Source organism: Vibrio cincinnatiensis (assembly GCF_022113815.1).
Lineage (GTDB): Bacteria > Pseudomonadota > Gammaproteobacteria > Enterobacterales > Vibrionaceae > Vibrio > Vibrio cincinnatiensis_A.
Map to the genome: position 1 here is coordinate 134686 of NZ_SGOM01000008.1, position 12923 is coordinate 147608.

The following is a 12923-nucleotide window of genomic DNA, read 5'->3' on the forward strand; positions in this document are numbered from 1 at the left end:
AAGGCCACAGATAAACTATGTTTATTTTTAAATAGGTGATTACATGAGAGACGCTTATTGTACTTTGGATGATCGCATCTGGGATGCCGATGACTTCATAGAGTTAGAGCCTCGCCTGTTAGAGGCAAAGAGACGTAACTTAGAATGTCCTGAATGTAGGGAGTTTGCTTGGTTCAATCGAGGCGTGGAAGGTCGCAAAGATCCATTCTTTAGTGCTCACCATTTGGAAGATTGTGATTTGAGAACGGAATATGTTCGAGTACCAAATGGCGAGTTTGATGAAGAAGGGATTGAACAGGGTGATGACATCATTGTTAGGCTAGATGAAGAGGTTGGCGGAGAATTGGAAGTTGCTCCACCTCAGCATCCTCATGGTAGACATCGAGAAGGTGGTGGAAGAACAGTAAGAGTCGGTGTTGCTCAACAGAACTTCGCTCAACAGTTTACATTGAGACGCATATTGCATCGATTGCGACAAAGTGAAGCGTTCAGGGACTCTTATAATTCAATCACATTCTACAGAACCAATAACGAGCCTTTGGTTCAGGGGCAAATCCGCGATGTGATTACTCATTTTGATGACATTGATGTTCACGGAAATTTTACTGATGGCGTCCAATTCTTTTGGGGACCAATTGCTTCGACGGGATACACCGACGATGGGAGACTTTGGCTAAATTCCTCTATGCGTAGGAATGACGTAAGCGTGGTCGTGTATAGCGATATCGTTGATGAATTTCTGGAGCGATTTGATGTTGATGATATTGAAGATTTGGTTGGTGCCTATGTTTTAGTTGCTGGTAATGGCTGGGTATCAGGTAACACCGATAAACCAATCATCTGGTGCGCATCAGCCAATAATATCTTCGTACGCCGTTATAACAATTAGGTATATGTACAGTTTTGCTCGTCTAGCTCACATCAATTGGATAGACGAGCTTGGTTTTTATAGGAAAACGATTTAAAACATTTAGAAGAATCCGCAGATGACTTCGATGTAGTAACTCTTACTCGATCTTACACATCCGCAGGTTAGCCACTACTAGAACATACAGTCTGCCTGCTGGTATCATAACTCACAATTGAACAGATATGAGTTAGGTTAGTGTAACCAAAATTACAAACAATCCCTCACTATAATACTTTACATTTTTACTGTTCATCAAAGTTAGAGCTAATATTCTCTTCTCTTACAAGAGCATTACCATCTCTAAATACTTCAACTATATTTACATTTTCCATATCTTCTATCAGTTCACGTGGTATGTGCTCTAGTACAATCATCTGGAAATTACTATTGTTATGTTTTTTGTCATTTATAAATTTATTTAGTAATTTAAATGCACTTTTTATTTTTGCTTGATCACTACTAGATAATTTTTTCTCTTCTTCTGACTCGTCTCCATAATAAGGTCTACTTGGTTGATCTATTATTATATAAGGAGCCACAAAAGAAGATTTGTTTTGTTCAATTACATCATGCATTGCCAGAGTGAAAAATAAATGTAAGAACATCTGATTTGAACTGCTGCCTACATTTTCTATGTAGGTTGTTCTAGGTTTTCTAAGACCTAAACTTTTATTCTTATAGTCAAATACGGGGAGATAATCTTTATAGTTTTCTAAAGAATCACCAACGGTTTCAATGTAACCAGTAATGAATTCTTCGATAGCTCGACAGCTCAACTCTCTTTTGATACTAGTATCTTCGATATAAATACTATTGATTTGTTCCTCTAGTTCACTAGTATCCCTTGACTTGCTAATTTTATTAGATTTACTAAAAATCTTTGCTTTTGTAGAAATTTCTCCCAAGAAAAAATATCTTTCTCTTGAAGTAGCAAAATCCTTAGTATTTTCTGGAAATTGTTGTAGACTTTCTGTAATTAATCTCAACTCTTTTTCTAGCTCTAATAACCTATCACCGACTTGAATGTTAAGTGGTGTTTTACTTCTTCTTTCATTTTTTATTACTAATATTTGATTGGCAAGTTGAGATGTTATCTCGTCAAATATTGATGTTTTTATAAGGTCTTTATCAATTTCTCTAAGATATTCTACAGGTTTTAATCTATTTTCTAAAGAAGAGAGTGACTTTTTATATGAATTGTACTGGTTGTTAAACAACTTTAGTTTTTTTATTTTATTTGAAATTGAGAATTGTAAATTTTCTAATTTTTCTCTTTCTGAATCGATGTTATTATCAGCTAGACTATCTATGGATAGAGAAGAAAGTTTAGTCCAGGCTTCATCTCCAGTCATATCGTTCGGTAATAGAGAATAACTCTTTGCCAATTTTATTAATTCTATTTTCTCTTCGTTAAAGATATCTGATTGGATATCAATTCTTTCATTTTTCCTTTCAATTCTTTTTAGTTTTGACTCAAGATAATCGACTCTATCTTTCTTTATTATATTCTGGATGTTCTCTATACCAACAGCAAGATCGAAAATCCTAGGTAATGCTTCTCTGTACCTATCCTCTGATTGTTTGTCAAAAAATACATCCGAGTCATTTTCTATGATATTACCTGAGATAGTGTTAAACATTTGAAAATATCTAATGGAGATCTTTGAATTTGGTGAAAAAAATCTACCTCCAAATTGTACCCTTGTGTTAGATGTTATTCCGAAGACTGATTCAAAATAAGTTTTTATTGTCTTTTTATCAGAGTTAGTGTACGGGGGGGTGGATATTTTATTTATCTCATTTGTAAAGTAATACTCATCTGAAACCTTGGATAGTATAGGGGCTTTTCTTGCAAAGGTTATTAAATCGTCATTGATTTTTATTTCAAGGCTATACCACGATGCATTTTCATTTATCGTACTCTCGGAAATTTTGCTTTTTGATGCAAAGAAGCAGTAATCAATAATGTCAATGATAGCAGTTTTACCTGTATTACTACGACCAGTTATTACGTTTACTTTATTAGGCAAAAATGTAAGTTCTCTATTTGTACCATTTTTAAACCAAATTACTATTTTGTTTATATAGTAGTTCATAGAGTAATCCTTAAATTTAAATATAGGTAGTCGGATGGTTTATTTAGTAAGTTTGAAATGCAAGTGGAAGAAGAAAAGTATTTATTTACATCTAAACCCATTTTTTTATTATATTGAATGTCTTTTTTTAGAGTTATAACACCATTGCTTATATCAATATGTTCCATTTCGTTCATATATTGGATGGCGTTGATTGATAAAGATAAAGTGCTGTAGTAAATGTTATCAAAATTAGAAAACCACTCAGGATGTTCAATTAATAGTTTTTCTAATGAATTATATATGGTTTTCTTACTTGCTAATGCACTTAGCATTGGCTTCTGATATACAAGAGGATATATCAATAACACTTTGTCAATTGACATTTTTCTAGATATGGTTAACACGGAATGTATTGCAAGAATACAGTGAGCTAAATTTATTTGACTTCTCATTTTTTATATTTTTCCCAGTCTTTTCTCCATCCAATATCTGGTGTTTCAGATAAGTAATACAGATAACCGTTCGAGATAGTTAGATCGTTTGGTAGTACGTCATATGTAATAGTTTTAGAACGCATACTATCAACCAGATCTAGAGCTAGAGCATTATGCGAGGATTCATCAAAGTTTCTATACTTCATTCGCCATAGATTTTTCCAATCTCTTAGCGTGTTTTTTTTCAGCGAATTTAATTCGATATCTGTCAATTCACCATTAGAGTACCAGTTATTAATATTTTTCTGAGCTTTTAGCATTAGTGAGGTAAACTCTATGATGGTATCTAAATCATCTTGATCAAAATCATCTATTTCTATTAGTTGCTTAATGAAGGTTAGATTTCCCATGTCGCTAGGTAGAGTTTCGTCAAATTCATAAACATTTAATTCAGAGTTTTGAAATTTTTGAAAATACTTCCTGTATTTTTTATGAAATTCATCGAAGGAGATAATTATCTTACTATTGGCTTTAATACTAATGAAATTACTTTCTTTAATTGAAGAGTCAATGAGTTTGAAAGCACTTTCTACATCTTTATCATCAATCATTTTTGCCTTTATTGCATCATGACATTTTTTTATTATATATTCTTGGTTTAGTTCGAAGCTCACGCTTTTTAAAAAATTATATAACACATCACTTGAAAGTGAGAGGATTGTTTTTGAGTACTTTTTTATATCTGTAGATTGCGATTTTTCAGTTAGCTTTCTAAATCTATCCTTAACATTAGAAGGCTCTAGCTCACCATTGGTTATACTTTCAATTAACAATGCAACGGTGTTTCTTTTAGTTTCAGATTTATTAGATGCCAGTACAAATATAGTTTTCTGGATGAATTTTAATTGCTCATTGGGAAGAGTTCTTCCAGCGTTAGGATCTTGAATAAGCTTGGCCCAGTTGAAGAGAGTTTTCCATAGATCTAAATCTAAGCTAGTGAGATTAGTTGGTTTACCAGTAGAGTTTGACTTTTGAACCGTATGTTTTAATTGATAGAGAACCTGAGTGTCATTGTCTAACTCCGTATGAACATCATCTTTGTACTCTAAGCCTACGCTCTGACCTGGCTGAAGGCAAAGAACCTTCCATAGAAAAAAGTAGTATTGATAGTCAAAGCCAATGCTGCTCTTATCAGCAGAAGTAGCATCTGATACCGTACTAACTGAACTCATCCATTAGCCCTCAAGATTAAAAATAAATATACTACTGTACCTGAAGCAAGAATGCATGTGGAACTAATTTAATATGTGAATTAAAGTGGCAATTGATGCTGTGTTGGTACGATAAAAGTGATTCTTATGTATAGTTGTTCGTCAGCTTTGTTTAGTATCTCGGTGAAGTACTCGGCTACTTTGTCTCGAAGAGTCCTACCTCCTCCAGTAGCGTTTATCCAGTAGGTGTTTGTGGAATCTTTTTTAAAGGCTGAGCACTGTGCCCAATGAGCAGCTTTTTTTCTGTAGTCCAACTTTGATAATGCAGCACCAGCCTCGTAGTATTCAGCTAGCGTATAGTCTAGACATGATCTAGCGAGAAAGATCACTAAGCCTAATGCTTGCCAAACCTGTACCGAACGATGAAACCCATTTTTATCTTATTTGAACTCTTTCTCTAGCCCCTTGAGTCTAAGGTCAAATTATTATGGTAATAAATCCCTAACATCACAGCCCAAGGTCTCCGCAATCTCGTACAACTTCTCAACCGTGAGATTGACTTCACCGCGCTCAATGCGTCCAACATAACTTCTATCTATCTCTGCGAACAACGCGAGTTTATCTTGAGTTAACCCTTTAGATTTCCTCATTTTTGCAATGCGTTTGCCCACAAGTGCCGCAAGCTTCTTGTTCATTTTTTATTTATGAAATTAATTTGCTGAACAATTGCACAGTTGCGGTATGTAACTCAACGGATTATAATCCTCAAAATCAACAATAAAGGTCACTTTTTGAACACATGAAGGTAAAGATTAGAAAAGAGTTATTTCTAGCCATTTATTACAATGAACATTTCTCTGCCAATGACTTAAAGTCCTTTCCAATAGACTGTGATGAGAAAGAATACTTATCAGATGAATACGTCGAAAAAAAATTGAAGGAAATGTCGCTTATCGGCGCAGTCCTTTCGTGTGGTTTCGATAAGCATGGAGATGAGTTGTTTTCCAAAGGTTTTATGTTTAACCATACCGACTGGGAGGTTGTTGATTACGACAATTACAGTGAGGATTCCAATTACCTTTCTCTCAAGAAAGAAAGTCTCTTGACGATTTTGCAAGATAAACAGTCAGAGCTGTCAGAGTCCTATTCTCTTCATAAAAGGGCATGGAAGCATTTCAATCGGTTGTGTGCGCAATACTCCGAGCTTAGGCCATGCATAGAGCAATACATCTCAGAGCATGACAATCGTAGATTGGATCTCAAAGCCGAAATGCTGGCAGTAGAAAATGCAATTAACTTCTATAAAAACACAGCCCACCCAGCAGAAAGTGGGAGCTAATTTGTACAATCCCATACTTTACGCACATTCCACAAACAACAACATGCTCGTGGGGCAGTTTGTCCAACAGTCGAAGACCTACTGGTCATTTTCATATTCTGATGAGTGGTTAGCATATGATTCAGCTTTCCCGATCTCGTTAAGCCTGCCGCTCGTAAAGGGAGAATGTTCATCATTTTATGCACTGAATTTTATTCACAACCTGCTTCCTGACTTGAAAGAAGAACGATTAAGTCTTGCTCAGTCGGTGGGGGTGCTGTCCAACGATGCATTCACCTTACTCTCCAAAATTGGTCACGATTGCACGGGCGGTATTTCATTTAGTGAGAGTAGGGAGCCGCCAGAGATAGGATGGAAATATCGAGAGATCTCGGCAAGTGAATTAAATGAACTCGTTACCCAGCGTAAGTCATTTCTTCAATTTTTTGGGGATTATCGTCCTTGTATTTCGGGAACACAGCGAAAAACAACTCTAACTAGGTTGAACGGTAAATGGTATGTACCTCAAGAGAGATCACTAAGTAGCCATATTATCAAATACGCAATGGATGCAATTGCGCAAAGCAACACAGTACTAGATATGAGCAGCAGTGTTGAGAATGAATTCATTTGTACTCAAATTGCCAAGAAGCTTGGTTTTAATGTTCCTAATGTGGAGATAATTACTACCTTGTCAGGAGCTAAAGCCCTGGCTGTAGAGCGGTTCGATAGATGTTTTAGTAGCAGTGTCGCGTCTCGTAGGCATCAAGAGGATTTTTGCCAGTTTTTCGGCGTTCCTGAAACTAAAAAGTATCAATCGGAGAACCAACTGGGCATCTCTAAGGTTGCTAATTTTTTGAATGCTTCTACAAAAAGCCATGAAAATACTCGTGACTTTTTTAAGTTTATGATTTTGCAGTACCTTATTGGTGCAACAGATGGTCATCTAAAAAACTTTTCGGTGCATATTGATTCCAATGGATTCCATCAACTCACACCATTCTACGATTTACTGTCTGCATATCCTGCTGTAGGTCCTAAAGGGTTGAATAAGAGAAAACTAAAGTTGTCGATGGGTCTAAAAGCATCCAAGGGATATAAATACCATATCAACAAAATTTTCTTACGACACATAGAGCAAACCGCTAATCAGTTCGGTATTAGTAATGCTGAATGCCATGAGATCATCTCAGACCTTCTTGCTCAATTCAGTGATGCATTCAACTCGATAGACAAACGATTTCCAGGGGAAGAGTTCGCATTTGTAAAGAACGCTATATTTCAACATGCCACTGAAAACGTCGAGAAGTTAAACAGATCAATCAAGTAAACGTCTTGGGTAACAATTACTACCATTTTTGTAAACTTACTCGCTAGTAATGAGGGATATATGACTGACGCTATTGCTAATGAAAGTAACACGACTCTTGATTTGAGGCAGTCTTTTGCTCTGTTAAGTGTTGATAAGAACGGTATCGTAACGATGAAGTTTGGTGATGAAGTAACGGTTCTTATGAACGACAAATGCCCTGTTATCACGAAAGATTTATTGAACGTGATTGCGGCAATAAAATCGGGAGTAGTTAGCAGTGACCAATGAGGACGATAAAATTAGCGAGCTGACAAAGCCGTCTTGTGGGAACCAGGACATCGATCGCTTTCTAGACTTACTCGAAAAAGACATAGAGCAACATCCTGATAAATTGATCGTTCCTTCTCAAGAAATGAAAGAACAATTAGACGATATTGTCGGTGAATATTCAGCCGATTTAGATGGCGAATATTAGTAGTGAGGATGGCATGGATGAAGGCAAAAATCGGCATTCTATCGGAAGAGCTTGCTCGTAAGCGCATGATTCGCATTGCAGAAAGGAAAGTAACACCTGAAGAGTCTTATCCTCTTTTTTTGTTTGAGTCACTAGCTGCGCTTTCACAACTGTTGTCGAACGAAAATGTTGAACTACTGAATTTGATGGCCTGCGAAAAACCGAACAGTCTGGATGAACTTGCTGAAATCAGTGGGCGCAGTATCAAGGATGTTACTGATGCTTTCGAAGCTCTTTCATCTAAGGGCTTTGCTTATCTGGATGTGAGGGGAATGGAATCTCGACCAATAGCGTTGTTTACGACGTTCGAGATCGTTATGGGCAGCTCTCTACTCTTTGAATCCCCTGAGAGTATCCAATTTGAGTAATTTAGTCATGAGTGGGTAAATTACTCAAATCAGGGAAATAAGTGAGTTGGCTACCTATTAGCTCTATGGCTCGTACCCTGATTACTCAAAAATTAAATACAAGAAAGCCGCATCACATGATGCGGCTTTCTTATGATGGTGCGCCCACTCGGGCTTGAACCGAGGACCTGCCGATTATGAGTCGGATGCTCTAACCAAACTGAGCTATGGGCACGAAATTCTGTATGGCCGATTCTGCATGGCAAACCATTTGTTGTCAATGAAAAACAAAAAGTTGTGAATTAACAACAAGCAAACATATTGTAGTCAGAGGCTTTAGTTAAATGTTGTAAACGAATGGGGGTTTACACCCGTTCTAACCACTGAGCTAAGGGGCCGATAGGTGTGTGATTATAGGGGAAGGCTGAGTGTCTGTCTAGCCGCAAAATAGGGTAATAGCGCTTAGTTTTTATTCACTTAGCCACTTGTGCGATAAAAAAAGGTGAGCTTTTGCTCACCTTTTTAGTTCATGCTTAACGCTTATTCATCAAGGAAGCTGCGCAGGGTTTCTGAGCGGCTTGGGTGACGAAGTTTACGCAGTGCTTTCGCTTCAATTTGGCGGATACGTTCACGTGTGACATCAAATTGTTTACCGACTTCTTCCAAAGTGTGATCGGTATTCATATCGATACCAAAGCGCATACGGAGTACTTTAGCTTCACGAGGGGTGAGGCCTGCAAGTACATCACGAGTGGCTGCTCTTAGACTGGTTGCTGTTGCTGAGTCTAGTGGTAGCTCAAGTGTTGTATCTTCAATAAAATCACCGAGATGTGAATCTTCATCATCACCGATTGGGGTTTCCATGGAGATGGGTTCTTTGGCAATTTTTAATACTTTACGAATTTTATCTTCTGGCATTTGCATGCGTTCTGCCAACTCTTCTGGCAGAGGTTCACGGCCCATTTCCTGCAGCATTTGTCGTGAGATTCGATTCAGTTTATTGATTGTTTCGATCATATGAACTGGAATTCGAATGGTTCGAGCTTGGTCTGCAATGGAACGTGTGATTGCCTGACGAATCCACCATGTTGCATAGGTTGAAAATTTATAACCGCGACGATATTCAAATTTATCAACGGCTTTCATTAGGCCAATGTTACCTTCTTGGATTAAATCCAAGAATTGCAGACCGCGGTTGGTGTATTTCTTAGCGATAGAAATAACCAAACGTAAGTTTGCTTCCACCATTTCTTTCTTCGCACGGCGAGCTTTAGCTTCACCGATAGACATGCGGCGGCTGATATCTTTGATGCGACTCACATCGAGTGAGGTTTCTTGCTCAATGATTTGCAGCTTTTGAATAGAGCGCCGAATTGCTTCTTCATTGGCTCGAATTTTTTCGACGTAAGGTTTATCTGAAGCAAGTACTTGATCAAGCCATGCTTCGCTCGATTCATTACCGGTAAAGAGTGCGATAAATGATTTTTTAGGCATTTTCGCTACTTCAACGACCGATTTCATGATCAAGCGTTCTTGAGTGCGTACGCGATCCATCGAGGTTCGAAGGGTATCGACTAGGTGATCAAATTGTTTCGGTGTTAGACGGAACTCACGGAAAATATCGAGCATTAACTCAGATGCTTGCTGAGTTTTATTACTGTCGTTACCGTGTTCATTGATCGCTAGCTGTAAGTTTTGATACTTATTACGTAGCTCGGTAAATTTCTCTAACGCTAGCTCGGGATCGATACCGGTTTCTTCTTCGGTATCATCATCGTTGCTATCACCATCTTCGTCTTCATCTTCATCGTCATCAAGATCTTTATCATCACTAAGATCAGTGCCTGTCAGCTCTGAACCAATGTGAGTAGCTGTAGGGGCTGCTGTGCCATCTTCATTCGGATCGATGAAACCGGAAATTAGGTCGGTTAGACGTAGCTCTTCTGCTTGAACTTTATCAAATTGCTCAAGGATATAAGGAATTGTGCCTGGATATTCAGCAACGGCGCTTTGAACTTGGTTAATACCATCTTCAATGCGCTTAGCAATATCAATTTCACCTTCACGAGTTAGTAGTTCTACTGTTCCCATTTCACGCATATACATGCGTACAGGATCAGTCGTTCGACCAATCTCGCTTTCTACGCTTGAAAGCGCTGCGGCAGCGGCTTCCGCCGCGTCTTCATCAGTGATCGTGTTATCATCGCTTAAAGCGAGATCATCAGCATCGGGGGCCGTTTCTACGACTTTGATGCCCATATCGTTGATCATCTGAATAATATCTTCTACTTGCTCGGAATCGACGATTTCAGCAGGTAGGTGGTCATTTACTTCGGCGTAGGTCAGATAGCCTTGTTCCTTGCCTTTAATGACAAGTAATTTTAGCTGTGACTGCGGATTTTGATCCATAGACGGTATCCAACTTCGTATCTGGTGAAGGAATAGTATGCGAAATGCAAACCACGTATATTAACAAATTTATTCGTTGCTGACTATTTAAACTGGGTTACGCTTTTAATTCTAGCATTAATGCTACTAGCTCCCTTCTTTCATCGGCTGATAAGCCGACGCTTCTTTCTTTCGCCTGCAAGTTTTCAATTTGTTTTTCTACGCACTGGGCAAGGATTTTGTCCAATGAGTCTAAAAATAGTTCTTCTTGGTTGTCTTCGACAAGGGGGATTTCCCAGCTTGCCAGACGAGACAGAAGTGTCTCATTTTTACTATTACGCCAATGTTCAAGTAATTGGCCCGTAGTGATATGGGGGTATTGTTGGCAATTTTCAAGCACCTCAACCAATAAACTCAGTCCCGGCAGGGCTAATTCTTTCACACTAGAAAGATCGGGCACCATTTCAGCATAGCTCGGATTTTGCACAAGCAAAGCGATAACTTCACGCATGGGGGTTCGCTTGATCTCTTTGTGTGGCAGAGGCCGAGCGTTCAGTGACGAGCTGCGCCGCTGCTTATGGCCCATAAACCCCGTTAATTTGTCTAGTTTTTCATCCAGTTCTTGCTGAAAACCGGGATCGGGAATCTTCTCGATTAACTCACTTGATAAAGTTCGTAGGGTCGATTTCCCTTCTACGGTACCTAAATTAATGGCGTGAGCCTCAATCAAGTTATCAAAGAGGTAACTTGAAAGCGGTTTGGCTTCTTTTACTGCTTGTTCAAAACGAGCTTTACCTTGTGTTCTGATATAACTGTCAGGATCTTCACCGTCAGGTAAAAAGAGAAATTTAAGAATATTCCCCGTTTTTAGATAACCGAGTGCATTTTCTAAGGCTCGCCAAGCGGCTTCACGTCCAGCTCGGTCACCATCGTAGCAGCAGACAACAGTATTAGTTTGTCTAAATAGCAGCTGGAGATGATCGCCAGTTGTTGACGTACCGAGTGACGCGACGGAGTAATCTACCCCATATTGCGCCAACGCAACCACATCCATATAGCCTTCTACCACTAAAATTTGTTCTGGCTCTCTATAGGCTTCTAAGACTTCGTAGAGCCCATAAAGTTCTTTCCCTTTATGAAAAATCGGTGTTTCTGGTGAATTCAGATATTTTGGGGTGCCATCACCAATGACTCGCCCACCAAAGCCTATCACTCGGCCTCTGCGATCTCGTATGGGGAACATGATTCGACCACGAAAGCGATCATAGCGATTGCCTTTGTCGTTTTCGATCAGCATACCGCCAGTCACGAGCATCTCTTGATTTTGTCGGCTTTGGCCAAAGTTTTTACGAATAAGATCCCATTCATCGGCGACATAACCGATGCCAAATTTTTGGACGATCTCGCCGGATAAACCTCGATTTTTTAAATATTCAATCGCTTGGCGGCTAGCGGGAGCTTTTAATTGTTGGCGATAGAATTGTGCAATGCTACCCAGAAGGTCATATAAGGTTCGCTTTTCTTCACTGTTGCTGCGTGGTGCTTGTTGATTAAAAGGGCCGCCGGGGCGAGTTTCTCTAGGAACTTCTAGCCCAAGTGATGAGGCAAGTTCTTCAATCGCTTCTGGAAATTCAAGCCGTTCATATTCCATGAGAAAATCGATCGCATTACCGTGTACACCACAACCAAAGCAGTGGTAGAACTGTTTTTCTTGGCTAACGCTAAAAGAAGGGGTTTTCTCATTATGGAAAGGGCAACAAGCACTGTAATTTTTCCCCTTTTTTTTAAGTTTTACGCGTGCGTCAATGATGTCGACAATATCGAGTCGAGCAAGCAGATCATCAATGAAACTACGGGGGATTTGTCCTGCCATACAACCTAAAAAAGAGATAAAAACAAAAAGTGTAGATACGAACAAGCCGTGCTTACCAGAAGATAGCACGGCTTGATGCAATTGGGTGTGGGATTAAGCGAGTTTAGCGCGAACCAAACCGCTCACTTTACCCATATCTGCACGCCCTTGAATTTGTGGTTTCAGAAGAGCCATCACTTTACCCATGTCTTGCATGCCTGCGGCTTCAGATTCTGTTACTGCACGTTCAATTAATGCTGTAACTTCTTCTTCAGTCAAAGGTTGAGGCATAAATTCCTCAAGGACGGTGATTTCTGCTGTTTCCACATCAGCAAGATCTTGACGATTCGCTGCTTCGTACTGCGCAACAGAGTCACGACGTTGTTTAACCATCTTAGTGAGCACAGCAATAATGTCGTCATCGTTCAGAGTGATCTGCTCGTCAACTTCTCGTTGCTTAATGGCTGAGAGGGCTAAACGAATAGTGCCAAGGCGCGCTTTGTCCTTGGCTTTCATCGCTAATTTTTGCTCTTCTTTGAGAGTGTCAATCAGAGCCATA

The 12923-nt window shown here is 39.1% G+C and carries 13 protein-coding genes and 1 tRNA gene; 6 read left to right on the forward strand and 8 right to left on the reverse strand.

The features are described from left to right. Positions 1-43: 43 nt before the first annotated feature. Positions 44-889, forward strand: coding sequence for a hypothetical protein (locus EXA13_RS11675; RefSeq protein WP_238133335.1), 846 nt, complete (start codon positions 44-46; stop codon positions 887-889). A gap of 263 nt (positions 890-1152) precedes the next feature. Here EXA13_RS11675 and EXA13_RS11680 read toward each other — a convergent pair whose 3' ends face one another. The 4 genes from EXA13_RS11680 to EXA13_RS11690 all read right to left on the reverse strand — a co-directional run bounded on the left by EXA13_RS11680 (position 1153) and on the right by EXA13_RS11690 (position 5328). After that, positions 1153-3006, reverse strand: coding sequence for a DUF3732 domain-containing protein (locus EXA13_RS11680; RefSeq protein WP_238133336.1), 1854 nt, complete (start codon positions 3004-3006; stop codon positions 1153-1155). Beyond that, the gene (locus EXA13_RS16985) at positions 3003-3440 is read right to left on the reverse strand and encodes a three component ABC system middle component (RefSeq protein ID WP_430794488.1); all 438 of its coding nucleotides are present in this window, start codon (positions 3438-3440) and stop codon (positions 3003-3005) included. Before EXA13_RS16985 ends, EXA13_RS11680 begins: the two co-directional genes overlap by 4 nt. Continuing rightward, positions 3437-4654, reverse strand: a complete 1218-nt coding sequence (locus tag EXA13_RS11685; RefSeq protein WP_238133337.1) for a hypothetical protein — start codon at positions 4652-4654, stop codon at positions 3437-3439. Before EXA13_RS11685 ends, EXA13_RS16985 begins: the two co-directional genes overlap by 4 nt. Before the next feature lie 464 nt (positions 4655-5118). Then, positions 5119-5328 carry a helix-turn-helix domain-containing protein gene (locus tag EXA13_RS11690; protein WP_069548589.1) on the reverse strand — a complete coding sequence of 70 codons (210 nt, stop codon included), beginning with the start codon at positions 5326-5328 and terminating at the stop codon, positions 5119-5121. 104 nt (positions 5329-5432) lie between these two features. Between EXA13_RS11690 and EXA13_RS11695 the strand changes: the two genes are divergently transcribed. Genes EXA13_RS11695 through EXA13_RS11715 form a run of 5 tightly spaced genes read left to right on the forward strand, consistent with a single transcriptional unit; the run spans position 5433 to position 8145 of the window. After that, entirely contained in the window at positions 5433-5972 is a 540-nt protein-coding gene (locus EXA13_RS11695; protein WP_069548588.1) for a hypothetical protein, read from the forward strand. A 1-nt stretch (position 5973) separates the two neighbouring features. After that, positions 5974-7281, forward strand: a complete 1308-nt coding sequence (locus tag EXA13_RS11700; RefSeq protein ID WP_238133368.1) for a HipA domain-containing protein — start codon at positions 5974-5976, stop codon at positions 7279-7281. Positions 7282-7341: 60 nt separating this feature from the next. Then, positions 7342-7551 carry a hypothetical protein gene (locus EXA13_RS11705; RefSeq protein ID WP_238133338.1) on the forward strand — a complete coding sequence of 70 codons (210 nt, stop codon included), beginning with the start codon at positions 7342-7344 and terminating at the stop codon, positions 7549-7551. Next, positions 7541-7738 (forward strand): hypothetical protein, encoded by a 198-nt coding sequence (locus EXA13_RS11710; RefSeq protein ID WP_069548586.1) that lies wholly within the window; start codon positions 7541-7543, stop codon positions 7736-7738. Before EXA13_RS11705 ends, EXA13_RS11710 begins: the two co-directional genes overlap by 11 nt. 17 nt (positions 7739-7755) lie before the next feature. After that, a complete protein-coding gene (locus EXA13_RS11715) occupies positions 7756-8145 on the forward strand; it encodes a transcriptional regulator (RefSeq protein WP_238133339.1) in 390 nt (129 codons plus the stop codon). A 136-nt stretch (positions 8146-8281) separates the two neighbouring features. On the opposite strand, the gene EXA13_RS11720 is transcribed toward EXA13_RS11715, so the two are convergent. The 4 genes from EXA13_RS11720 to EXA13_RS11735 all read right to left on the reverse strand — a co-directional run bounded on the left by EXA13_RS11720 (position 8282) and on the right by EXA13_RS11735 (position 12922). Further along, positions 8282-8359, reverse strand: a tRNA-Ile gene (locus tag EXA13_RS11720). A gap of 305 nt (positions 8360-8664) precedes the next feature. Beyond that, the gene (gene rpoD, locus EXA13_RS11725; protein ID WP_238133340.1) at positions 8665-10533 is read right to left on the reverse strand and encodes an RNA polymerase sigma factor RpoD; all 1869 of its coding nucleotides are present in this window, start codon (positions 10531-10533) and stop codon (positions 8665-8667) included. Positions 10534-10630: 97 nt separating this feature from the next. After that, entirely contained in the window at positions 10631-12385 is a 1755-nt protein-coding gene (gene dnaG, locus EXA13_RS11730) for a DNA primase (protein WP_238133341.1), read from the reverse strand. A gap of 93 nt (positions 12386-12478) precedes the next feature. Further along, entirely contained in the window at positions 12479-12922 is a 444-nt protein-coding gene (locus EXA13_RS11735; protein ID WP_238133342.1) for a GatB/YqeY domain-containing protein, read from the reverse strand. Position 12923: the final 1 nt, after the last annotated feature.